The sequence below is a fragment of the Saonia flava genome, from assembly GCF_011927795.1.
Classification (GTDB): domain Bacteria; phylum Bacteroidota; class Bacteroidia; order Flavobacteriales; family Flavobacteriaceae; genus Saonia; species Saonia flava.
The window spans coordinates 2,070,124-2,094,448 of record NZ_JAATJJ010000001.1 but is presented as its reverse complement, the minus strand read 5'-3'; the positions used below and the strand labels follow the sequence as shown (position 1 = coordinate 2,094,448).

Sequence of the window (24,325 nt, the reverse complement as noted above, 5' to 3'; positions counted from 1 at the left end):
GTTACATGTAGTATGAACTACAGAAGTAGAGAGGCCATTCTATCCTGATTGTAGAAACTTAGTTTATATTTCATTTCATCTTTAACCCAAACAAAGGACGTATCAATTTCCATCTTCGGATTAAAAACTCATAAATAAGCCATGACCCTAAAAAAGTTCCCAAAATCATGATGCTAAACTTTGGAACGAACCCCCAATTTAAATCCATAAGATAGTACCCAATGATTATCATAATGGTTTGGTGCATAATATAAAATGGATAAACCGCTTCATTGGCATAGGACAATGTTTTGCTTGGTTTGTTTAGGTGTTTGGAGGCATAGCCAAAGAGGGTCATAATCCAGGCCCAAATATTAAAAACCTTCACAAGAGCTTCTGTAAAATGAATAACAGTAGAGTCTTCAAAACCAAAAATAATGGTCATTAAAATTGAAAAGCCCACCAGCCCAGCAATGAGATACCATTTGCGATATTGTTCCACAGTTTTCCAAAAGGTTGCTTTAACTGAAATCAGTAAAAAACCGTAAAAGAAAAGAATCATTGAGCTGGTAAAATTGAACCAATCATCAATTAGGGCATGGGTAACATTAAAGAAGGGCTCTAAAAATGCTTCGCACAAATACAAGGGAATGATCAACCAAAAGAGACCAAAAGGTTTTGTGGCCAATTTATTGATCCATACTATAAATTTATTTGCAGGATGCTTTTTTAAATAGAGGAAAACAGGGATTAAAAGCAAGGAGAATATCAACAAATAGGGCAAAAACCAAAGATGGTGCCAACTAAAGTTCCCTTCAGGATAAATACCATTGAAAGCCATGGAAGGCCAAAATTCAAAATAATTCCCTAAGAATTGATTGTTTACTAAGCGTTCTATATATACCTGTGGGGGGACAATAAGTAGCATACCCACTGTTAATGGAATATACAATCTAATGATGCGCTCCAACGCAAATTGCTTTCCTGTTCTTTTGTTCAAAGCATAAAAGGTGCCCATACCAGAAATCACAAAGAGAATGGGAAGTCGCCATTGATTTACAAATAGCATGGGGTATATAAGCCAATCATAAATAATATTGTTCTTTATATGAAAACCCCAAGGGACAAAGAACATTCCCACATGATAAAAAATAAGTAACCCAAATACCAAAACCCGTAACCAATCTAAATCGTGCCTGCGCATGCCTTTATATTTTTGTTCAAATGTAAGGGCTATATGCCATGAAAAGAGAAGCTTGTGACGGACAGCAAGCTTTTGGGACAAATAACAAGAAATGGTTTAAATAACTTTTAGTTGATTTTCAAACTTGGAGATCATGTTCCTGGAAACAGAAATCATTTCTTCGGAATCTCTTAGTTTTAAACGATATCCTTGGGCATTCCCAGAAATACTTGCAATAAAAAGAAGGTTGACCAAATAGGACCTGTGTGTTCTAAAGATATGGGGAATGGAATTTAATTGGGATTCCAATTCTTTAATGGAAATTCGTTTTAAAAGTTTGTTAGTTGATGTCTCTGTTTTTACATGAAGTTCTACATAATTTCCTTCGGCCTTGGCAAAAAGAAAATCAGCCACGTTCAAATCAAAGTCATCCCCTTTCAATTGGGTTTTTATGGAGATTGGTGATTGTTTCTGTTTTTCAAACGAATTCACAATGCCAAGCTCTTGTGCTTTTCTACTATTTTTCCGGTTTAACCTGTTATGGTTCCAGGGCAATAGGATACTCAGCATAAAAATACCCACCAAGAAAGTGTTTCTTATTTCTTCAAAAAAATACCTCCACGACCAATTATTGGGGTTATCATAAATTATATCCCTGATAAGAAATTGAATTAATCCAATTAAAAACAGAAAGATGGCTAAAAGGAAAGCTTCCTTTCCCAAGTTCCAGTTTTCTTCATTTTTAGGGTTCCAAAGAAAAGGAAGCAAAAGAAAGGCGACAACTATTGGAGTAAAAGAATGAATAAGGCTTATCCAAAAATAATCCATCTTATGTTCCGGGACATAGACATTAAAGGGTTCAATTAAATAATTGAATGCTAAGGCCAATAAAAATACAAGAAGGTTGAACAAAAGGAAATTCTTGCCTCCATAATAAAAAGGATAAGGTTGTTTTAAAAATGCCGTTATTTTTTTCCCCCAACCCATTGATAATCTATCTTTTATACCTTCTGTTCTTTCTTATTCTGTTTATAAAATAAATAGCTACAACAAAGAGGGCAAGTATGGGAAAGATTAAATCTCCGTTTAAGAAGTCTAGAATATTCATGTTATTATGTTAGATAGACAAAACGATAGTGTAGTAAAATTATTATTTTTTAAATTTCTCTAAAGCAGCTTTGGTATTAGGAGAAAGTGCTAATTTTCCTGACATTTCTGCACGATCTTCCAGTAATTTCTTCCAATGTTCAGTTCCTTCCCAAAGTACTTTTTTCATTTCAGCTAAAGCATCAGGGTTATATGCTGCCAATTTCCCAGTAAAAATATCAAGTTCCTTATCCATTTCATTTATGCTTCCGTACACTTTGGAGAACAATCCCTTTTCCTTTGACCAGTAGGCATTTTTCCATTCTGTAGGAGCCAAGGCAAGTTCTCCCAATCCATCCTTTCCGATTTTTCGCTCCACAGCCGGCGCAATTACCAAAGGTGCAATTCCAATTGTTAGTTCTGATAGTTTTACAGATGCATCCTCAGTGGCATACACATAATCACATGCGGCAACCAAACCTACACCACCACCAACGGCCCTTCCTTGTATTCGCCCCACAATAGGTTGGGCGCAAGTTCTCATGGCATTTATAACATTGGCGAAACCACTAAAAAAGGCTTTTCCTTCACTTAGGTTAGAAATGGCCACTAATTCATCAAAAGAAGCACCCGCACAAAAAGCTCTATCACCTTCAGATTTTAAAACAATAAGGGACACGTCTTTATTTTCAGATAATTTATTCAACTCGGCAGTCAATCTTTCCAGAAGTTCGGAAACAAAAGAATTGCTGGCAGGATGTCCAAATTCTACAGTTGCAATTCTGTTTTTTATGTTGGTATATAAGCTTCCGTTTGGCCTATTGGTTCCCATGAGTTTTTGTTTTGACCAAAATTAAGTCTTTTGCAATAGAGGGCGAAACTTTCGTCTAAACTTCCAGACCAGGGCACCACCTCGGATAAGCATCCATACGGTAAATGCCATCCAAATACCATAAATGCCCCACCCAAAGTATTTTCCCAAATAAAGTACAGGAATAAATCCTAAAAAGCTGGCCGAGAGCAATACATTTCTTAAATATTTCATTTCTCCCAAACCTTTAAAAAGCCCGTCAAAAACAAAAGCGATACTGTTCATGGGCAAGCCCAACAATAGAATAAAGAAAATAGAATAAAAAGTCTGCAGGACTATAGTTTCTTGGGAAAACAAACGTCCTATTGGGTGATAAAAGACGAAGCCCAAAATCATTAGAACCATACTAACCAAGACTCCGTATAGCATTGTTTTTTTTGCCAATTTCCATAGCCCATTATAATCTTTGGCTCCCAGAAGTTTTCCCCCCATAATGTTACCTGCGGCCCCATAACCATCAATAAAAAAAGCGGCGAAGAGCCATATGTTGGTAGCGATGGTATGTGCGCCAATATATTGGTCTCCCAGAGAGGTAGCTTCCCTAACGGCTAAAATAAGCGCAACATTTAGCGCCAATGCCCGTACAAAAAGGTTTAAACTCATTAAGGCCAACCTACCTAATTCTTCATGCAGGGGAAAAGTAATTTTTAAACTGATATTTGTTTTTTTAATTAGAAGAACAAAAACAATTAGGGCCATAACCCCTTGGGAAATTAAACTTGCCCATGCCGCTCCTTCCAAATAAAGGGGGCTTATTAATCCTTCTATTCCATAGACCAAAATAAAGTCTAGTACAATATTTAGTATTGCTCCAATAATTGCAACAAGCATGGGCCAAAAAGTATTTTGCAAGCCTCTAAAGATTCCAAAGACCGCAAAAGTAAAAAGTGTTAAAGGAAATCCCCATACCCTAATAGAGTAGTAGGACACGCAATATTCCAATATTTTGCCTGTAGCTTCAAAAAGCCTAAAAATGTCCTCTATAATAAAAATGGTAGAAAGCAATACAACGACACTAAGGCCTAAATTAAAAAAGATGGCCTGTGCAGGCAGGTTTTTTACCTCCTCAATTTTTCCTGCACCTAAATATTGGGATATAATGGCAGAAATGGCGCTTCTGGTTTGTCCCAAAACCCATATCATCATGGATAGAAAAGAGCCAACGATGCCCGCGGCGGCCAATGATTCTAATCCATTTTCGGGAATATTCCCAACAATGGCGGTATCTGTTATGGACAAAATGGGCTCGGCTATCCCTGCAATAGTGGCGGGTAGGGCTAAATTGTTAATGCTTTTAAAATTGATTTTATTTTTCAAAAAAATGTTTTCTATAGAACAAGTTCGTAACAATGAAAAGGATGCTCACTTTGCTTGGGAAAAAAAATGTCACCCAACTTTTGATAGCCCCTGGCTTCATAAAACCTTTGATTTCTTTTATTTTGACTAAAAGTATCTAATCTTACAGAAGTAAAACTATGTTCTTTGGCATAATTCTCTGCAAATGTCATCATATGTTGTGCATAGCCTTTTCCTTGTAATTTTGGATGAACCCCCAATCTATGGATGTATATATTGTTCTGGTTGGTCGTCAACCATTTAACGGGAATATATTCTTCATCCATAAAGGTAGAAATCACAATAATGCCAATAATTTCTGCATCAATTTCCAAAACATACAATTCTTTTCTTTTTATATCGTTCTCAAAGGCTTGTGCAGATGGGTAGTGTTCATTCCACTGGTATATTCCCTTGGAAATCATATAAGCTGCACATGCTTTTGATAGGGATAGAATATTGGGGATTTCCGATATCTTTGCATGTCTTATCATACATTGGATTTAATTTAATTGTAAATTTATCATATAACGTATAAAATAATAACATGAAAAATATTTTAGTTCCTATAGGTACCTCTCCAAATGCGCACGAGACTTTGCAGTATGCAGTAAATTTTGCTGCAGAATTCTCCGCACAAGTTTATGTGATGGATGTTTTTAGTGTATCTGTTGGTGCTGGAAATTTAGGCAATATAGCGGATAAAGTTTCCAAAAGTAGTATGGACAACCTTAGGGAAGTTATAGATAAGGTTGATGCAGGTAAGGTAGAAATAAAAATTGCCACATATAATGGAGAATTAGTTGATGGTCTTAAAGAAATTGATAGGGAATTGGGGATAGATCTATTGATTATTGCCCCAAGAAGTAACGATATTAAAGAAGAACTCTACTTGGGCCATACTTCTGGGCCTATTATTAAAAGAACCAACATCCCAACATTAATAGTGCCAAAAGGAACTGTTTTTTCTCCTTTTAAAACCATATTAACAGCTTTTAAATCTGGAATTGTTAAAAGGAAAAGCACTCTTATTCCATTAGAAATAATAAAGAGGAGATTTAAGTCCAAAGTTAATCTTCTATTGGTAAAAACACCTGGATATTCGGATAATGATTTAACAGTAAATCCAGCTTTGATGGACATAAGTTCTAATTTGTACATTACTGAAAATGCTACTACCTATCAAGGGGTTTTAGAGCATTTTCAGGCACAGCAGCCAGATTTATTATGTGTATTTAGAAGAAAACGGGGGTTCTTTAAAAAGCTATGGGAAAAGAGCACTATTTCTAAATCAGAGTTCTTTGTTAAAATACCAGTTTTGGTATTGCCGGCCAAAAAGGACTAGTATCGTTATTTAATTTTGATACTTATATAAAAAGCAGTTTCTTTGCCCATCTGCGGGGGATTAGCTCAGTTGGCTAGAGCGCTTGCCTGGCAGGCAAGAGGTCACCGGTTCGAATCCGGTATTCTCCACCAATTTCTATAGGGCTTCAAGAGTTTTTAACTTTTGAAGCTTTTTTTTGTAAATATCTCAGTCTTTGGGTTTTTTGACCTCAATTTTTAATTAAGAATTAAAAGCTTCATTCTTTTAAAGGACATCTAAAAAAAGATCATTTTTAGGGACCCAATTTTCTATAATTATACCCTTGAATTGGGAAATTCAATTCATCATTCTGAATTCATTAGGAGAATGCCCTACTTTCTGCTTAAATAAACGGCTAAAGTGCTGCGGATATTTAAACCCTAATTCATAGGCTATTTCACTAACGGATTTATTTGGGTCAAAAACCTTGTTCTTGGCAACTTCTATGAGTTTGTCCTGGATATATTCTTGGGCCGATCTTCCCGTTTCTTTTTTTACCAAATCTCCAAAATAGTTTGAGGATAGATGCAACTGCTCTGCAAAGTGACCCACTGATGGCGTGCCGAATTTTTGAGGCTTGTCCGATGCAAAATATTCTATCAATAGCTTATCAAACTTGTCAAGTGCGCCCTTATTTTCAACTTCCCTGGTAAGGAATTGGCGATCGTAAAAACGTGTACAATAGTCCAATAAAAGTTCTAGACTTGACACTATTAATTTTTTACTGTGCTTATCTAAGTTCTGCCCTAGTTCATATTGCACCTTGTCAATTAAACTCAATACCAACTTGCGTTCTTTTGCCGACAAATGCAATGCTTCCTTCGTAGCATATGAGAAGAAATTATAGTTACTTATTTTCCTACCTAACTCGGTACCTATCAACAAATCTGGATGAAAAAGAAGCGCATAGCCTTTTGGCCTGTAATTGGGTTCATTATAGGTAAGGCCAACGACCTGTTTAGGACCAACAAAAACCAACGTGCCCTCATCATAATCGTAATCCTTTCCCCCATATTTTAATTTACAACCTATGGAATCTTTTAAGAAAACGGCATAACAATTAAAACTAAGGGCATCATACCCAGAAATAACCTTGCCCGATTCATCCACTTCATTAAAATCGACTACCCCAACCAAAGGGTGCAAGACCTCTTGATTTCGCAAGGCAAGATAATCTCGTACGGTATTTATGTTGTATACATTCTTCATAGAACCACTAATTTCTTGTTAAATATAAGTCATTGGTAATCAGCAAATCAAATCTTAGTTTAAAAATCTGTAATCTAGGTATGAACATCTGTAATTTGGGTTATACCAGCGCTACCATTAAAGAATACTTTTGGCCGAATGAATTTAAAGTACAGTATCTTGATGCAATTTTCAACTAAAAAACCAGAATTTAATACCTTTTCAGTTTTTTTTAGATTTTTTCTGTTTATCTCAATTTTGAGCTTTACCATTTGCATAAATGGCCAAGAACAAGAAAAAAAACCTTTCCTTGATGATTTTCGCGGTACAGCCTCAATTACCCATAACGGGATCTCCCTGGTTCCCTCCTTTTCATTGGGAGACCCTGCGGCCATTTTTGATCTTAAAATGACCAAGGGTAAGTTCAGCTTTGAGCCTGATATGCGATTCGCGCTAGAGGGAAAACCATGGTCCTTTCTATTTTGGTTTAGGTATAAAGCTGTTCAAAAAGAGCGATTTTCACTCCGTGTTGGGGCACATCCTGCCATGAATTTTAGAACTGTAAATATTATAAGAAATGGGCAAACTGAAGATCTTATTGAAGCACGAAGGTATCTTGCCGCCGAGATTGTACCCAATTATAAAATTTCTGATAAGGTAAGTGTTGGGGCTTATTATTTAAGAGGCAAAGGTTTTGATGATGGAGTAAAACAGACGAATTTCTTAGTACTTAATTCCTCCTTTACAAATCTGTTTATTTCAGAGACACTCTATTTTAATATTTCACCACAAGTGTACTATCTTACCCTGGATGACGATGAAGGCTATTATGCGGTAGCTTTTATCACGTTGGCAAAAAAAGGGTTTCCACTTTCCATTTCTTCCATTTTAAACAAAGCGATCGATACAGAAATTGTACCTGAAGATGATTTTATATGGAATGTTTCATTGAACTATGCTTTTGGTGGCAATCGTAAGGTCCGCAAGCCAAAAATGAAACTATAGTTTAGCTACGTTTATGTTTCTCTAAATAAGAAGCCATAACGGTAGGACGTATAAAAATTAAGTTGGAAACGGTGATATTGGTAGGTGAAACCGTAATCATGGTAATTTTTTTCAAATTTAAGAATAGTACATTTACTATGTAATATTTGAATGAATGCAAATAAAAACAGTTACCATAAATAATGGTGTAAAAATGCCAATTCTAGGATTTGGGGTTTTTCAGGTTGATGACTTGGCTGTATGCGAACAATGTGTAATCGATGCCATTGACGTTGGCTACCGCTCAATAGACACCGCGGCATCCTACGGAAATGAAGAAGCTGTTGGCAAGGCTATTCAAAGGAGTGGTGTTTCTAGAGAAGAGTTATTTATTACTACAAAACTTTGGATTCAGTCCAACGGGTATGTTGGCACTAAAAAGGCATTTCAGGAATCTTTGGATAAACTGCAACTTGATTATTTGGACCTTTATCTCATACACCAACCCTATGGCGATGTGTATGGATCTTGGAGAGCTATGGAAGAATTCTATAAAAAGGGTAAAATCAGGGCTATTGGAGTCAGTAATTTTCATCCGGACAGAGTGATGGACCTTATAATCCATAATGAAATAACACCCGCCGTGAACCAAATAGAGACCCATCCTTTTCAACAACAAATTGAAAACCAAGACTTTCTTAAAGAAAATAATATCCAGATAGAATCATGGGCACCTTTTGCTGAAGGCAAAAATGACCTTTTTAAAAATGCATTATTGGCCAAGATTGGTGAAAAACATAACAAAACGGTTGCTCAGGTAGTCTTGAGATGGCTTACCCAGCGTGGTGTGGTAGCCATTCCAAAAACGGTTAGAAAAGAACGTATGAAAGAGAATTTCAACATTTTTGATTTTGAACTTTCTCCAGAGGATATAGAAACTATCCAAAAACTAGATGCTAAAACCAGCAGCTTTTTTGACCATAGAGACCCAGCCATGGTTAAGTGGTTGGGGAAACGTATCCTATAAATAATTTAATACTAAATCAATGAAAATAGGTAAGCTAAACATTTTTAAGGTATTTATTATAGGGATGACCACTGTATCGTTTATACAGGCCCAAAAAGAGCCAATGGTCATTCAAGACCAAGGCAGTTTTGCCGTGGGCGGTACAGTAAAAAGCAATCCGGGTACTTTTGACGCCATTAAACGGGGTCCCGAAGGGCAAACCTTTCATGGTGACCACGCCTACATTTTTTATCAGATTCCTATTAATGCCCGTAAACATCCCTTGGTCATGTGGCATGGTATTGGCCAGTTTTCTAAAACTTGGGAAACCACTCCCGACGGACGTGAGGGCTATCAAAATATTTTTCTAAGACGTGGTTTCAGCACCTATATCATGGACCAACCCAGACGTGGTAGAGCAGGAAAAAGTATGGCTGAAGCTACCATAGTGCCGAATCCTGATGAGCAATTTTGGTTCAACATTTTTCGCGTAGGCGTTTGGCCAGATTATTTTCCTGGCGTACAGTTTGCCCAAGACGAGGAAACGCTGAATCAGTATTTCAGGCAAATAACACCCAATATCGGTGGATTTGATACAGAAGTTATTACAGATGCCGCATCACAACTTTTCGATAAAATTGGTGATGGAGTTCTAGTGACGCATTCCCATTCCGGTGGATTTGGTTGGGCCACAGCTATGAAAAATGAAAAAGTAAAAGCTATTGTCTCTTACGAACCCGGATCCGGGTTCCCATTTCCCGAAGGGGAAGTGCCCGAACCAATTGAAAGCTCTGCAGGTGCTTTGCGTGCAGTGGGAGTTGCGAAAAAAGAATTTCTAAAATTGACCAAAATCCCGATTGTAATATACTATGGGGATTTTATTCCCAAGGAATACGACCCCAATCCCGGAACAGACGGATGGCGTGTACGTCTTGAAATGGCAAGAAAGTGGCGCGATGTGGTTAACAAACATGGCGGGGACGTAACCGTGGTGCATTTACCCGAAGTAGGAATCAAGGGCAATACCCATTTTCCGTTTTCCGACTTGAACAATGTCAAAGTGGCCGACCTCATGTCGGATTGGTTAAAGGAAAAAGAATTGGATTAAGAAAGCAGTAAAATGAATTTTCAAAAAATAGGAGTATTATTGTTTTTCGCAATATCATTGAATTGTGTTGGTCAAGAAAGTAAGTATGAGAAAAGTTATTCTGGCGAAGATGAAGTAATGGTTCGCATTGCAGAATTGGAGATTGATCCAAATTCCATCGACGAGTACCTTACCATACTAAAAGAAGAGGCAGAAGCATCTTTACGTTTAGAGCCAGGGGTAATTTGTATTTATCCTATGTTCCAAAAGGAAAACCCGGCACAAATAAGACTTTTGGAAATTTATGCCAACAAATCGGCCTACGAATCACATTTAAAAACCCCACATTTTAAAAAGTACAAAACAACCACCGCAGAAATGGTCAAGGACTTAAAACTGATTGATATGGAAGCTATTGATGCGGAATCTATGTCGATGATTTTTAAGAAGTTATAACTATTTTGTTAAATATCAGATTTGGAAATTTATAGTACTTTTATCTAAACTCCCATCGTACAAAAAGGCCGTAATTAGCTCCTTTTTCTTTAAAAGGACCCGACTGCTCCAAATTGGCGGCAAGACCAAAAATGAATTGTTTTCTTTTAAGACCTGCCCTTAAATAAAGATAGCGTTGATTGTTGGTGCCAAGCTTCCAACTTTGATTATAAACATATTGTAGCCGGGTATAAAGTCCCAAATTTTCATTGAAAGCGGGCTTATATTCGTAAAGACCAAAAAGTTTAAAGTCTTGGTCTTCATTTAGAAAAAAAGACGCAACATTTACAATAAGCCAATCCTTTGATGCATAGTTGAATTGAGGTCCAACAAGGGCAGAAAATCCAGAGATACTGTTGATGTCCGTACCTGCCATTAGTCCGAAGCCTTTCCCGATATCATAACTCACCTGAACAGGCATTACAATGCTGTTTTCCTCTCTGTTATTTTCATAATCGGCGGTGTAGGTGGCTACCGTAAAGAAATTAAACCGACTGTTAGGGGTGAATTTTTTCTTGACCACCAGCTGAAAATACAAGGCTTCATTACCAAAAAAAGCTTCTACGGGTATAGGTGGTTCTGGCTTTTGCGCCAACGCTTTACCTAAAACCAAAAAAAATAAAACGAAAACAAATCTTTTAAACTTCGGCCAATCCATACGTAAACTTTATATGACACAAAATTAGTTGGCCTACCTTGTAAAAGTATTGCTCTAGGGCAACACTTTGAATAATTAGAGTTCCGTTTTTAACCTACTTAAGGTATATGGAGTTATTCCCAAATAGGAGGCTACCATTTTATTGGATAATCGTGTAAGAATCAAGGGTTGATTTCTCATTAACCACCTCAATCTATCCAGTGCACTTTCTCCTTGAAAATTATAGATTCGTTTGGTGGTGGTGATATATGCCATTTCAAGAATATCCCTGTAAGCAAAGTTTATTTCAGGAATCGTTTTAACAAGATGGTAGAAATCATTTCTAGAAATGATAAGTACTTCTGATTTCTCTATCGCTTGGATATTCTCGTTGGAAGGCGCTTGGCTTATAAGACTTGTCAAAGAGGTGCCAAATTTATTTTCGAAGGCGAAATATCGTGTTAATTCTTTTCCTTCTTCACTATGGGAATAGAACCTAAGACATCCTTTGTTTACAAAAATATTGAAGGTGCAGACTGTATTTTGATGAAGAAGTATTTCATTCCGTTTAAGTGTCTTGGGCTTAAAATAATGGCAATAGTTAAGAAAGACATCTTTTTCCAGTTGGGTTTTGCGCTGTAGATAGTCATATAATTTTTCGTATTTATCCTTCATAAGCTGATTTTAAATAAAAAATATTAATAAAGCCACATAAACGGTTGATTAAGTAATCGATTTAAAAATAATCAATATGAATACGATAAAGGAGAAATTCATGGAAATGAATTTTTAGTGTCTTAAGAAATGATTGCGGACATTGTTAAAACCAATGCTTCCTTTAAAGATTGTTTACTTTTCTCTTTTTGACTTAAGACTTTTTTAAGTGAATGCAGATTACAACTTAAGTCTGAGGCTAAACCTTTTTTTAAATTCAAAGTCTAACTACTACTACCTACTACATGTTTAATCGGTGCTAAATGTTTTAATAATGTACTCAAGAAGAGTTAAGTTAGTAAACTATTCCCGAGAAGTAAACTACCCCAGGGTAAGCCCACGAGGCATTATAAATATATTCATGTTTGATTTCGACGCAAGCGTTGGAGCATTAAAATCTCGATTATCAAGTAAAGCACAATTAAAATGAAGCGAAAAGATTTTTTGATCAAAGGTGTTATTGGTTTAGGAGGTGTTGTTGCATTGACGGGCTTTGCCAATTCACGAAAAAAACACAAAAACGAAGAAGATATAAATTTAGAGGATTGTAACGTTTCGCCTAGTGAGACCAAAGGCCCTTTTCCGAACAAAACTCCTGCGGATTATGTGCGTGACAATATTATTGGAGACCGCAAGGGAGTACCCTTGTTAATTACCCTGACCATTCTAAACAAGAATTCTGGATGTGAGCCCTTGGACAATGCTTTGGTAGATATATGGCATTGTGATAACCAAGGTAATTACTCCGAATATGGAGGTTTTAGGATGCAGCAAACAGATTTGACCCAAGAACATTTTTTAAGGGGGAGACAGACTACGGATGTCTACGGCCGGGTATCTTTTATAAGTATCTTCCCTGGATATTATCCTGGGCGTGCACCACATATTCATTTAGAAGTTCTAACTCCGGATGCTAAATCCGTATTGGTTACTCAAATTGCCTTCCCCGAAGATATATGTGATAGCGTATATGCTTCTGAAAATTATCAGGGAGCCGGTTATGTCAGCAATATTAGGGATGGGATATTCCGTAATAGTCTAGATCAGAATATGGCAGATAAGGTTTCAGGTAACTTAAGTGATGGATATATACTTGAAAAAGCAATTGTGGTAACTACCTAAAAAATTCATTTTTTCATTCACTGATAATTACCCAGCAACCAAGTGATTATTTTAGACTACTGAATTTTCATAGGTGTTAGTGTAATTGAAAAGACGTATTTTTCGGCAATGAAAGCCAAGCCTTTAATTGAACATTTCGAGACCTACCTCCCTTTTGAGGAAGCTGAAATTTCATTGATTGAAAGTAGAATTTCGCGTCGTAAACTAAAACGACGTGAATATATAATGACCACAGGTGACATATGCAGACACTATACTTTTGTGGTTAAAGGAGTGTTGCGCCTTTATGGAATTGACCCAACCGGAAAAGAACATAATATTCTTTTTGCGGCGGAAAATGATTGGATCGCTGACATTACCAGTTTTCATGATACCAAGCCTGGCAAATCCAACATTCAAACCATAGAACCCTCCGAAATAATTCAAATTGCCCAACAAGACCTGTACCATTTGTATATAAACATTCCCAAACTGGATCGCATATTTAAAGTCATCACCGAAGAAAAATATGTAGAACTGCAAAATAGGGTCTTTCAAAACATTAGTTCAACGGCACAGCAACGTTATAGTTATTTCTATGAGAAATACCCGCATTTGGCCTCAAGACTCCCTAATACACAGATTGCATCTTATTTGGGCATTACGCCTGAGTTTCTAAGCATGATTCGCAAGGAAATCATCTTGGGTAAATAACACATCAGCTTAATTTCTTAAACTAGTTTAAGGGTAAAAGGTTCATGGCCTTCCGATTTTTGTAGTTGTAAACTTTAAGTCAAAATCATGAAAAATAACATTCTTCTTTTCCTATTAGGTCTTTGGACACTCAGCAGTATTGGTCAGACCCTTAAGCTTAAAAAGCAGGAATTTGAACTGCACAACGTTACTGGGTCCATTATCAAATTTCAGGGTAAAAAAGTATTGAAAATTGAGCGTGATCTAGAGGCATTGCCTTTTGATGCTGATCGCTTGGAAGAAACTGTTGATGAAACCCATTATGCCCGTCTTGTTGACCTAGATGATTTTGAGAACGGCACTATAGAGGTTAAAATGTATAGTCAAATTCAAGACCCTTCCCCGTATGCACCTGCAGCGGGTTTTATTGGGGTATATTTTAGAATAAAAGAAGATGATTCTGCCTTTGAATCCATTTATTTACGTCCCAAAGTAGGTAGGATCAATAACCAGTATGCGAGAAACCATGCGGTGCAATATTTCTCATATCCTGATTATAAATTTCAAACCTTGCGAGATGATTTTCCAGCGGGAACATACGAAGGTTCGGCTCCTGTAACCCTTAATGAATGGATTACAATGAGGATTGAAGTTAACGGGGAAACAGCCGAAGTGTTTATCAATGACATGAAATATTCATCCTTTATTGTGAATAAAATGTTAGGGAAAAACAAGAAAGGTTACGTGGGATTGTATGTAGATATTGGTACAATTGGATACTTCAGAGATTTAAAGGTGACCAAACGCGCCTACAAAGAGCCTAAAGGCAATACCATAAAGGCGGATGACATTTAACATTACGGCTTAAGGCAATAAATTATGAAAAATAACCTTCGATTACCACTTGTTTTTACCCTACTTTTCTCATTGTCTAGTGTGGCGCAAAACAATAAAATTCCCTACGGAAACAATGACCTTGCCGGTCAGTATGTTCAATCGGGCGATGCGCAAATCTATTATGAAATGTATGGCGAAGGAGAACCGATTGTCTTGTTGCATGGTGGCATCATGGGTTATATTGATGAAATGGAAGGTTTTATTGAAAAACTTAAACCCCGTTATAAAGTTATTGCCATGGCTACCCGTGGCCATGGCAGATCAGAAATTGGTTCGGAAACCATAACCTATGATTTAAAGGCCAATGATGTCATGGCCGTTATCAATGCCATTACCAGGGACAGTGTTACAATTCTGGGTTTTAGTGATGGTGCCTATACGGGCTATAAGGTAGCGAGCATGTTTCCAGAACGGGTCAAAAAACTTATTGCAATCGGTGCAGGGGAACAGATTTCCGGTTTGCGAAAAGTAGTCTTTACTGGAGGGCCGTTCAATCCAGATAATGAGTTTTGGAAACAAAAGAAAAAGCTAATGCCAGAACCACAAAAGCTGGAAGCGTTCTGGAAGGATATGGAGCATTTTTATAATTCCATGACGGCAAGCAAAGAACTGTTCAATAGCCTTAAGTGTCCTGTTTTGGTCATGGCAGGGGAACTTGACAGGAATGCCCCATTGGCCACGGTCATAGCGGCGTATCAAATGATTCCAAATAGTCAATTGGCCATTGTACCCAATACGGGGCATGTAGTTTTCATGGAAAATTTTGATGCTGTTTGGGCGAGTATTGCCCCATTTCTTCACTAATATAGGTATTGAAAAGAATAATCAAAAAACAGGTTCACGCCATGAGAAAAAGGTTCTCCTTATTTCTTTCTTCAATACTTGGTATAGGGGTCAAAGCCCAATATTCTGATAATCTCAAAACTGAAGAATTATTTGCTTCGGATATAAATGGTATTGGTCAAAAAATAAAGTACCCAAATTTTACTGATGCGAAGGTTACCATTCGAAAAATTACATTTCCACCTGGCTGTTCTACAGGTTGGCATAAACATAACATCCCTGTTTTTTCCTATATTTTCGAAGGTGTGCTCACTATAGAATTTGAGGACCTTGAAACGGTACAATATTCCACTGGGGAAACTTTTGCCGAATCAGTCAATGTATACCATCGTGGTATTAACCAAAGTGAAGAAGATGTAGTTGTCCTGGTTATTTATTTGGGAGGGGACGGACAACCATTATCTTTGGGCAAATAAGAATAATGAATAGGCTGGGTTCAGTTCCAATTGCACAATTTACTGTTAATCCTTCAAAAATGTGTGAATTATTGACCCTTTGCCTCAGACTCTTTTTGAACAAGCAAGTAAAATACTGTGGATGATTAAGTCCAGAATCAAAGGTAATTGAATCCAACAATTTCTCGGGGGAATGTATTCTTAGCTATACATCTTCAATAGTTCTATCCTGAATATGTTCATGAACCCTTTTTTATTCATATAATTTAGTTAAAGTTTTGTGAACAAAGCATTTACGTTCCTTTAATCCGTAAAAATGGTAGGTAAATCCGTAAATAGGGTAAGTGGTTTGACTTTTATATTGTATAAGTTTGGGAAAGGTATTTTAAAATTATAACAATTAAATAATTACAAAATGAGAACAATAATAATCGGACTTTTTCTAGTACTAATTGGTGCATCCTCTTTTGCACAAGAAGCATCCATAGAAAAAGAAATAAAGGAACTTTCTAAAGCCAAATGGCAATGGATGGCGGATAAGGATGTGGACAAGTTGGCCAATTTGTTTCATGACAAATCAAGGTTTGTACACATGAGTGGATCTTGGAAAAAAGACCGTGAACTTGAAATTATTGAAACTGGAAGCATTTGGTATAAAAATGCCGATGTACACGATGTAGTAGTTGAAATTTTTGATGAAAACACAGTGGTGCTTTGGAACCGAATTACGCTTATGGCCCATGTTCGTGGTAACGATGTATCCAATGAGTTTACCGTAACCGAATTTTATAAGAAAGAGGGAACAGATTGGAAATTATTGGACCTTACCTTTAGCAGTGTCCGTGACACCCATGAAATTGCCCATTAATTCAATATAACTAAGTACATTCTATTATGATTAAAAGAATAACTTTTGGCTTTTTATTGCTGATTTTCAGTGCGCAAATTGCATTGGCACAATCCGGAGATATGGAAAAAGAAATAAGGGAGCTATCTACCCAAAAATGGCAATGGATGGCCGATAAAGATGCGGATAAGCTTGAGAATCTCTTTCATGACAAGGCAAAATTTGTGCACATGGGCGGTACATGGGGCAAAGACCGTGAAATAGAAATTATAAGGGGCGGTTTCATACACTACAAAAAAGCCGATGTACAAGAAGTCATGGTCGAAGTATTGAACGAAAATACTGTTATGCTGTGGAACCAAATAACTCTTTTGGCTGTTGTAGGCTCTAATGAGGTCACTAATCCCTTTATGGTAACTGAGGTCTATGTGAAAGAAAATCAACAGTGGAAATTGGCCGATTTAACCTTTAGCAAAACAATGACGAGGGAATAAATCAACTTAACTTAAAAAACAAAAATGAAAAAATATATTTTAGGATTGGTGTTACTCCTTGGAGTTACCATATTCGCGCAAGAAGGCACAGAAGATGCGCCCAGGGTCATAACTGAATTGGGTGTTATTCGTGGTGCGCAAGAAGAAGATGTAGATAGTTTCAAAGGCATTCCCTTCGCTGCCCCTCCAGTTGGTGAGTTTCGTTGGAGACCTCCTCAACCTGTTAAACCATGGGAAGGTGAATTAGATGCGACCGAGTACGGTGCCAACTGTGCCCAATCGGGTTGGGGTGGTGCCCCTGGTACCATAGTTGAAGGTTCATCGGAAGATTGCCTGTACCTAAACGTTTGGAAACCTGCGGATGCGGATGCCAAAGCCAATTTACCGGTCATGGTTTGGATTCATGGAGGAGGCTTTGTTGGCGGTAGTGGTTCCGGGGCGGGAATTGCCGGAAATAATTTCGCAAAGCAAGGCGTCATCTTAATCACTATAAATTATCGTTTAGGCCGTTTGGGCCATTTTGCATTTCCAGCCTTGAGCACTGAACATCCTGAGGAACCTAAGGGCAGCTATGCCTACATGGACCAGATTGCGGCACTTCAATGGGTACAGAAAAACGTTTCTGCATTTGGTGGTGACCCCAATAATGTGACCATCTTTGGTTTTTCCGCTGGCGGGGTATCGGTACATTCACTTATGACAATACCCGATGCAAAAGGACTTTTTCATAAAGCCATTAGCGAATCTGGAGGTGGTCGTGATGGTGTGCTTACGGGTAGGCCAATTAAAGAAGAAAATACCGATGTTTTTTATGTTGTTTCTGCAGAAACTATTGGTGTTAATTTTGCCAAAAAACATGGTATAGAAGGAACTGGTGCCGATGCCTTGGCGAAGCTTCGCGCACTAAGTGTGGAAGAAATTGTGGACGGTGGACAAGAAACGGATGGTGAGGGAGGACCTCGAATTTATTCCGGTCCAATCCTGGACGGCAAACTAGTAATAGAAACTGCCGAAAGTGCCTACAACAAGGGAAAACAATTAAAAATCCCGTTAATCATCGGTTCCAACAGTGCAGAAATAGGTGGTAGTTTTGTTAATGCTAGCACAACCAAAGAAGAACTATTTTCACTTTTTGGTAATTTTAAAGAGGAAGCCAAAGTAGCCTATGACCCTGAAGGCAACAAAGAATTTGCCGAAGTCATTACAAAATTCAATACCGATTGGGTATGGGGAGAACCAGGTCGTTTTGCCGCAAGAGCTTTTGCGGAACAAGGAGAACCCACATTTATTTACCATTTTGGTTTTGTACCGGAACCTCTGAAAGAAAGAATGAAATACGGTGCCGGCCATGGTTCCGAAGTGGGTTATGTTTTTAATAACCTTGACGCACGTTGGGGAAATCCTGAGATAACTCCTGAGGACAAAAAGGTGGCAGAAATCATGAATGCCTATTGGGTAAATTTTGCCAAGACCGGAGATCCTAATGGGGCAGGATTACCTGAATGGCCAGTCTACAATGAAGAGGGAGGTGAGATTTTAGATATTGAACTAAATGGTGATGCAGTTGGAAAACCAGACCCGAGAAAAGCACGCCTTGATGTAATTAAAAAAGCTATTAAATTAAGAGGGCAAATCCAGTCACGTGGGATTTAACAGGAATTGTTCAGAAGACGGAAAAGAAATTCCCGATATTAAAATATGAAAATAAAAATTGTACATACGCGTATTCAATACTCCATATATATTGGGCTTATTTCAATGCTGCTATTAACCAATTGTGCCAAGGAAGCCAAAAAAAAATTGAATACCTGGACCACCTACAAAGCAGATGCCAAAGCTTCAAGCTATTCCCCATTGGACCAAATAAATGTTTCCAATGTGGCCCAACTACAAAACGCTTGGACCTTTCAAACGGATGATGTGCCGCAGGGGGAGGACCCTATTTCGAGCCAAAGTAATCCCATAATAATTGATGGGGTACTGTATGCTAATTCAGCAAAACAATCAGTCTATGCCATAAATGCCAAAACAGGAGAGCAAATTTGGAAATTTAAAGCCTTGGAAGAAGGTGCTCCAAGTGCTGCCAGTAGAGGTGTTACGTATTGGGAAGATGGTGAAGACAAGCGTATCCTCTATTCCGCGGGAAATTATTTAATGGCCATTAATGCAAAAACTGGTGAGTTGGTTCCCACTTTTGGAGAAGGCGGAAAAGTAAACTTGAATGTTGGGGTACGCGATAATCCGGAAGAAATTTCAGTAACGCTGACAACACCAGGAAGCATTTTTAAGGATCTGGTGATTATAGGTTCACGATTACCCGATTTTTATGGAGCTCCTCCCGGTTATGTTCGTGCCTATAATGTAAAAACTGGAGAATTGGCCTGGACCTTTCATACCATTCCCCATCCAGGTGAACCTGGCTATGAGACATGGCCCCCAGATGCATACAAATATGCGGGTGGTGTTAATTGCTGGGCAGGTATGAGTATCGATGCGGAAAGAGGTATGGTTTACTTAGCGTTGGGGTCTCCTTCCTATGATTTTTATGGGGCCGACAGAATAGGTGCTAACCTTTACGGAAACTGTGTTTTGGCATTGGATGCTACCACGGGCGCCTATAAATGGCATTTTCAAGCGGTGCATCATGACATTTGGGATTATGATTTGCCTGCACCTCCTACTTTGGTGACCCTTCAAAAAGATGGAAAAACAATCGAGGCAGTCACCCAAACGACCAAGCAAGGTTTTGTTTTTATCTTGGATCGTGATACAGGAGAACCTATTTACCCAGTGGAAGAACGCAAAGTACCTGCATCCAATCTTCCTGGGGAAGTAGCTTTTGAAACCCAGCCTTTTCCTGTAAAACCAAAACCTTTTGTAAAACAGTTTATGACAGAAGATGACCTGAATAATTACTCACCAGAAGACCATGAAGCCATATTAAAAACGTTTCGTTCGGTAAGGTATGAAGGGTTGTTTACACCACCAGATTTAAAGGGAACATTATCCTTACCAGCCACAAGAGGCGGTGCCAATTGGGGTGGGTCTGCCTATGACCCAAACACAGATTATTTGTACATAAGGGGAAACAATCTTCCCGAAATTCAGACCATTGTGGATGCGGATAAACACTTTGCCGCCCAGAACAATACCCGTTTTGAGTTGGGAAGGGTTACCTATGAAAAACATTGTGTGGCCTGTCATGGTATCGAAAAACAAGGAATGATGGCGGATGTACCTTCTTTGGTCGACTTAAAAGATAAGCTTTCTGAACGCGAAGCACTTCAGAAAATACAGCAAGGAGGTGGCAAAATGCCCGGCTACAAAGGAGTGATTACAGCTCAGGAAGAAAGAGGAATCATTGCCTTTTTATACAATATGAAGGATGCTACAATTGATGCTCCACAAATAGCTGATGATGAAGAAAAACCTACAAGGTATATGAACATTACACCGTACAGAACATGGAGCGACCCTAGTGGCAATCCGGCTTTAAAAACCCCTTGGGCAACCTTAAATGCCCTGAATCTTTCCACGGGGGAATATGATTGGCAGATTCCATTGGGGAACGATGAAAAACTACAAGAGCCAGGAGGTCCCAACACTGGCCTACTTGGCCGCTCTGGTCCCATGGTAACCGCAGGAGGACTGGTATTTATCAGTGGTGCGGCAGATAAAAAATTATGGGCCTTTGACAAGAAAACAGGAGAACTTGTTTGGGAAAAAGAATTGCCTGCGGCCAATAACGCAAATGTGTGCTCTTATGTGATTGATGGTAAACAATATATTGCACTTTCGGTAGGTGGCACAAAAGAAAACCCCTCGGGTTCGATTATGACGTTTGCATTACCATAGCAATTGTAAAATGTTTTAGTTACTTAAAAAAACAATGTATTTTGAAAGTTAATAAACCTTTACTCTTCTTATTTTTTGGGATTATCATAGTTCAGCAGGGATTTTCTCAGACCAATCGGGTAATTAACCTATTCCCTGAGCGAACTGTATTACATGGCAATGTAAATTACAACAACGACACCCTACAAAAGCACATGTTGGATATTTATTTACCACCTAATATAAACGGCAAGGTACCGGTAGTTGTTTTTGTTCACGGAGGCGGATGGTTGGTCAATGATAAATACGCCGATATCGGATACATGAAAAAAACAGTGGCAGAAATTGTTTCTAAAGGATATGCCTTGGTTTCAATCGATTACCGTTTTGCCACCCAAGCTGTTTTTCCGGCACAGATACAAGATTGCAATAGGGCCGTTTCTTTTTTGATAGACAATGCCGAAAAATATAATTTGGATGTTGACCGTATTGCGGTAATGGGATTCTCGGCTGGAGGACATTTAGCTTCATTAATGGGACTTTCTAAAAACAATGGTGTTCCTAATTTTTTTATGAACGGCTCAACAGAATCATTCAACTTTAAGGCAGTGGTAGATTTTTATGGCCCAGCAGAATTAATATTGTTCCCAGGGGCCAATGATGCTAAATCGCCCGAAGCTTTATTGATAGGAGCTCCTCCTCTTCATAGGCCTGACTTGGCCAAGATTGCTAGCCCTGTAACCTATGTGGATGAAAACGACCCTCCTTTTTTAATCATTCATGGGGAAAAGGATGACTTGGTTTCGCCAAGACAATCCCTACTTTTAAGTTCATGGTTAACAGTTCATGGCGTTGAAAATGAACTGATTGTTGTTAAGGATGCCCCCCATTTTGGAGAAATGTTCGATGTTGCTGACATCAGAGATAAGGTTATTTATTTTTTACAGAAACACTTAGGGCAATAATTTTTTACCCTATAAAATGAAAACATCATGAAAGAGGAAAAGAAACAAGTCAATAGAAGGAGTTTTATATCAAAATCCGCGCTTTTAGGTGCAGGGCTCGTGGCAAGCCCTATGACTTTTGCCCACGAGAAAAATTCATCTAAAAAAATTGAGGGTTCAAAAGCAGCTTCCAGCCCTGGTAAACGTATGTTGGGCGCATTGGAAGTTTCGCCAATTGGACTAGGCTGTATGAGTATGAAAAGTGGCAGCTACAATCCGCCAAGGGATAAAAAAGAAATGATTCCTGTAATACGTGGTGCTGTAGATTTAGGGGTTACTTTTTTTGATACTGCAGAAGTGTACGGCCCATTTATAGATGAAGAACTTGTAGGAGAAGCACTTGCCCCTGTTCGGGAACAGGTGGTCATAGCAAGTAAATTCGGATTCGATTTAACTTCAGGACAAAGAGGTGGAAGAAACAGCAACCCAGCATATATTAGGCAAGCTGTAGAAGGTATGTTGAAAAGATTAAGAACAGATCGTATAGACTTGCTCTATCTACATCGTTTAGATCCAAATGTTCCTATTGAAGATGTTGCTGGCACAGTTAAAGATTTGATTAAGGAGGGCAAGGCCCTCCATTTTGGGTTATCTGAAGTTTCGCCGGCCACTTTGCGAAAAGCACATCTCGAGCAACCGGTTGCAGCACTTCAAAGCGAATATTCCTTGATTCAACGCGTACTTGAAAATGAAGTAATAGATACCTGTGGCGAATTAGGAATCGGTTTTGTGCCATGGGGGCCCGTATGCCGTGGGTTTCTGGGGGACAAATTTAATGAACACAGTCGTTTTTCGAGCGAATCCCGTCTATCGGCCGTTCCTTATTTTACATCAGAAGCTATCAAAGCCCATATGGATGTGCTGGTACTTGTTCGACAATGGGCGCGAAAGAAAAATGCGACCCCCGCACAAATTTCATTGGCATGGCTATTGGCCCAAAAACCTTTTATCGTACCTATTCCAGGCACCACAAAATTGCATCATATGAAAGAGAATATGGGAGCCATCAATATTAATTTTACCAAATCAGAATTGAAAGAATTTAGAAACGATTTAGAGCAAATAAATTTAATTGGGGTGAGAGGTCCCGAAACTGCCTTGATAGACCAATAAATTTTGAATTTGGATATTTATGAATAAGCTGGCCATATTCTTAGTCTTATTTACCTCTTGCTTCCCAATGGGGGCGGAAAAGGAACATCAGCCCAAATCGGACAATATTCTTATCGTATATCTATCCCGCACCAATAATACCAAAGCCATTGCAGAAATAATACATCAAAAAGTTGGTGGTGATTTGGTGGCCTTGGAGCTAGAAAATCCCTATCCAGAGAATTACAAGGCTATAGTAAAACAGGTGGCCGAAGAAAACGAATCTGGATTTCTTCCCCCGCTCAAAACAAACGTAGATATTACCAAATACGATACTATCTTCTTGGGTTTCCCTACATGGGGCATGCAATTGCCCCCGCCAATGAAGAGTTTCCTCTATAACAATAACCTATCCAACAAGACCATAGTACCTTTTAACACCAATGCTGGGTATGGCGTTGGAAGTAGTTTTAAAAAAGTAAAAGAACTATGTCCAAACAGTAATATATTAAAAGGATTTACTGTAAAAGGTGGTGTTGAAAGGGATGGTATTTTTTTGGTCATTAAAGATACTATTGCAATGAAAGCGGAATTAAAAATTGAAGAATGGCTTAAAAAACTCAATCTATTGATTATGAGATAGAAAAATAAAAAAATTAACATTATTTGGATTGAGAATATTGGAATTTTAGGTCTCGATTCAGCAAAAAATTCATAATTTCAATCAAACATTAAAATCATGGCAACTTTCAATTTAAACATCAACGGGGAAACAAAAGAAATAGACGTTGACCCAAGTACCCCAATGCTTTGGGTACTGCGCGATCACATTAAACTGGTTGGCACCAAATACGGTTGTGGCATTGCGCAGTGTGGTGCTTGTACAATTCATTTAGGTGACAATGCGGTTCGTTCATGTCAATTACCTGTTTCGGCCGTTGGTGAGCAAGAAATCACCACTATAGAAGGCCTTTCAGAAAATGGTGACCATCCTGTGCAAAAGGCTTGGTTGGAAATAGATGTACCACAATGTGGCTATTGCCAAGCGGGACAAATCATGACCGCTTCGGCATTGTTGAAGAGAAATCCCCATCCTTCTGACACCGAAATCGAGACTGCCATGAACGGAAATATTTGTCGCTGCGGTACGTATACCCGTATTAAAAAAGCGGTTAAAACAGCAGCTGAATCTTAATT

General features: G+C 38.3%; 26 protein-coding genes and 1 tRNA gene. 19 read left to right on the top strand and 8 right to left on the bottom strand.

The window, feature by feature from the left end:
• Nucleotides 1-70: 70 nt before the first annotated feature.
• From GGR42_RS09170 to GGR42_RS09150, 5 genes are all read right to left on the bottom strand, one after another.
• A complete protein-coding gene (locus tag GGR42_RS09170) occupies nt 71-1,264 on the bottom strand; it encodes an acyltransferase family protein (protein WP_245201421.1) in 1,194 nt (397 codons plus the stop codon).
• Between the two features lie 15 nt (nt 1,265-1,279).
• A complete protein-coding gene (locus tag GGR42_RS09165; protein WP_167963089.1) occupies nt 1,280-2,149 on the bottom strand; it encodes a LytR/AlgR family response regulator transcription factor in 870 nt (289 codons plus the stop codon).
• A gap of 163 nt (nt 2,150-2,312) precedes the next feature.
• Nucleotides 2,313-3,080: an enoyl-CoA hydratase/isomerase family protein gene (locus GGR42_RS09160; RefSeq protein ID WP_167963087.1), complete on the bottom strand. Its 768-nt coding sequence runs from the start codon at nt 3,078-3,080 to the stop codon at nt 2,313-2,315.
• Nucleotides 3,081-3,101: 21 nt separating this feature from the next.
• A complete protein-coding gene (locus tag GGR42_RS09155) occupies nt 3,102-4,436 on the bottom strand; it encodes an MATE family efflux transporter (RefSeq protein WP_167963085.1) in 1,335 nt (444 codons plus the stop codon).
• An 11-nt stretch (nt 4,437-4,447) separates the two neighbouring features.
• Nucleotides 4,448-4,948 carry a GNAT family N-acetyltransferase gene (locus GGR42_RS09150; protein ID WP_167963083.1) on the bottom strand — a complete coding sequence of 167 codons (501 nt, stop codon included), beginning with the start codon at nt 4,946-4,948 and terminating at the stop codon, nt 4,448-4,450.
• A gap of 53 nt (nt 4,949-5,001) precedes the next feature.
• Here GGR42_RS09150 and GGR42_RS09145 point away from each other — a divergent pair, with 53 nt between their 5' ends.
• Nucleotides 5,002-5,799: a universal stress protein gene (locus GGR42_RS09145; protein WP_167963081.1), complete on the top strand. Its 798-nt coding sequence runs from the start codon at nt 5,002-5,004 to the stop codon at nt 5,797-5,799.
• 54 nt (nt 5,800-5,853) lie between these two features.
• Nucleotides 5,854-5,930 (top strand) — tRNA-Ala (locus GGR42_RS09140).
• A gap of 184 nt (nt 5,931-6,114) precedes the next feature.
• On the opposite strand, the gene GGR42_RS09135 is transcribed toward GGR42_RS09140, so the two are convergent.
• Nucleotides 6,115-7,026 (bottom strand): helix-turn-helix domain-containing protein, encoded by a 912-nt coding sequence (locus GGR42_RS09135; RefSeq protein WP_167963079.1) that lies wholly within the window; start codon nt 7,024-7,026, stop codon nt 6,115-6,117.
• A 237-nt stretch (nt 7,027-7,263) separates the two neighbouring features.
• On the opposite strand from GGR42_RS09135, the gene GGR42_RS09130 reads away from it, so the two are divergent.
• The 4 genes from GGR42_RS09130 to GGR42_RS09115 all read left to right on the top strand — a co-directional run bounded on the left by GGR42_RS09130 (nt 7,264) and on the right by GGR42_RS09115 (nt 10,538).
• Nucleotides 7,264-8,010: a hypothetical protein gene (locus GGR42_RS09130; RefSeq protein WP_245201420.1), complete on the top strand. Its 747-nt coding sequence runs from the start codon at nt 7,264-7,266 to the stop codon at nt 8,008-8,010.
• A 160-nt stretch (nt 8,011-8,170) separates the two neighbouring features.
• Nucleotides 8,171-9,016, top strand: coding sequence for an aldo/keto reductase (locus tag GGR42_RS09125; RefSeq protein WP_317169691.1), 846 nt, complete (start codon nt 8,171-8,173; stop codon nt 9,014-9,016).
• 19 nt (nt 9,017-9,035) lie between these two features.
• Nucleotides 9,036-10,103, top strand: coding sequence for an alpha/beta hydrolase (locus tag GGR42_RS09120; protein WP_167963075.1), 1,068 nt, complete (start codon nt 9,036-9,038; stop codon nt 10,101-10,103).
• A 12-nt stretch (nt 10,104-10,115) separates the two neighbouring features.
• Nucleotides 10,116-10,538 (top strand): putative quinol monooxygenase, encoded by a 423-nt coding sequence (locus GGR42_RS09115; RefSeq protein ID WP_167963073.1) that lies wholly within the window; start codon nt 10,116-10,118, stop codon nt 10,536-10,538.
• Between the two features lie 40 nt (nt 10,539-10,578).
• Here GGR42_RS09115 and GGR42_RS09110 read toward each other — a convergent pair whose 3' ends face one another.
• On the bottom strand, nt 10,579-11,235 hold the full coding sequence (locus tag GGR42_RS09110; RefSeq protein ID WP_167963071.1) for a hypothetical protein: 657 nt from the start codon (nt 11,233-11,235) through the stop codon (nt 10,579-10,581).
• A gap of 75 nt (nt 11,236-11,310) precedes the next feature.
• Nucleotides 11,311-11,889, bottom strand: coding sequence for a Crp/Fnr family transcriptional regulator (locus GGR42_RS09105; RefSeq protein ID WP_167963069.1), 579 nt, complete (start codon nt 11,887-11,889; stop codon nt 11,311-11,313).
• 465 nt (nt 11,890-12,354) lie between these two features.
• Here GGR42_RS09105 and GGR42_RS09100 point away from each other — a divergent pair, with 465 nt between their 5' ends.
• From GGR42_RS09100 to GGR42_RS09040, 13 genes are all read left to right on the top strand, one after another.
• Complete coding sequence (locus GGR42_RS09100; protein WP_167963067.1) at nt 12,355-13,050, top strand: dioxygenase family protein; 696 nt, start codon at nt 12,355-12,357, stop codon at nt 13,048-13,050.
• Nucleotides 13,051-13,158: 108 nt separating this feature from the next.
• Nucleotides 13,159-13,743, top strand: coding sequence for a Crp/Fnr family transcriptional regulator (locus tag GGR42_RS09095; protein WP_167963065.1), 585 nt, complete (start codon nt 13,159-13,161; stop codon nt 13,741-13,743).
• 87 nt (nt 13,744-13,830) lie between these two features.
• Complete coding sequence (locus GGR42_RS09090; protein WP_167963063.1) at nt 13,831-14,577, top strand: family 16 glycoside hydrolase; 747 nt, start codon at nt 13,831-13,833, stop codon at nt 14,575-14,577.
• A 24-nt stretch (nt 14,578-14,601) separates the two neighbouring features.
• Entirely contained in the window at nt 14,602-15,423 is an 822-nt protein-coding gene (locus tag GGR42_RS09085; protein WP_167963061.1) for an alpha/beta fold hydrolase, read from the top strand.
• A 41-nt stretch (nt 15,424-15,464) separates the two neighbouring features.
• Nucleotides 15,465-15,878, top strand: coding sequence for a cupin domain-containing protein (locus GGR42_RS09080; RefSeq protein ID WP_209023944.1), 414 nt, complete (start codon nt 15,465-15,467; stop codon nt 15,876-15,878).
• Nucleotides 15,879-16,272: 394 nt separating this feature from the next.
• The gene (locus tag GGR42_RS09075) at nt 16,273-16,725 is read left to right on the top strand and encodes a nuclear transport factor 2 family protein (protein WP_167963059.1); all 453 of its coding nucleotides are present in this window, start codon (nt 16,273-16,275) and stop codon (nt 16,723-16,725) included.
• A 26-nt stretch (nt 16,726-16,751) separates the two neighbouring features.
• The gene (locus GGR42_RS09070) at nt 16,752-17,198 is read left to right on the top strand and encodes a nuclear transport factor 2 family protein (RefSeq protein ID WP_167963057.1); all 447 of its coding nucleotides are present in this window, start codon (nt 16,752-16,754) and stop codon (nt 17,196-17,198) included.
• Nucleotides 17,199-17,222: 24 nt separating this feature from the next.
• Complete coding sequence (locus GGR42_RS09065) at nt 17,223-18,851, top strand: carboxylesterase/lipase family protein (RefSeq protein WP_167963055.1); 1,629 nt, start codon at nt 17,223-17,225, stop codon at nt 18,849-18,851.
• A 45-nt stretch (nt 18,852-18,896) separates the two neighbouring features.
• Complete coding sequence (locus tag GGR42_RS09060) at nt 18,897-21,053, top strand: pyrroloquinoline quinone-dependent dehydrogenase (RefSeq protein WP_167963053.1); 2,157 nt, start codon at nt 18,897-18,899, stop codon at nt 21,051-21,053.
• 41 nt (nt 21,054-21,094) lie between these two features.
• Nucleotides 21,095-21,997: an alpha/beta hydrolase gene (locus tag GGR42_RS09055; protein ID WP_209023943.1), complete on the top strand. Its 903-nt coding sequence runs from the start codon at nt 21,095-21,097 to the stop codon at nt 21,995-21,997.
• 27 nt (nt 21,998-22,024) lie between these two features.
• A complete protein-coding gene (locus GGR42_RS09050; RefSeq protein ID WP_167963050.1) occupies nt 22,025-23,149 on the top strand; it encodes an aldo/keto reductase in 1,125 nt (374 codons plus the stop codon).
• Nucleotides 23,150-23,168: 19 nt separating this feature from the next.
• Entirely contained in the window at nt 23,169-23,771 is a 603-nt protein-coding gene (locus GGR42_RS09045) for a flavodoxin family protein (protein ID WP_167963048.1), read from the top strand.
• 96 nt (nt 23,772-23,867) lie between these two features.
• On the top strand, nt 23,868-24,323 hold the full coding sequence (locus tag GGR42_RS09040; protein WP_167963046.1) for a (2Fe-2S)-binding protein: 456 nt from the start codon (nt 23,868-23,870) through the stop codon (nt 24,321-24,323).
• Nucleotides 24,324-24,325 lie beyond the last annotated feature (2 nt).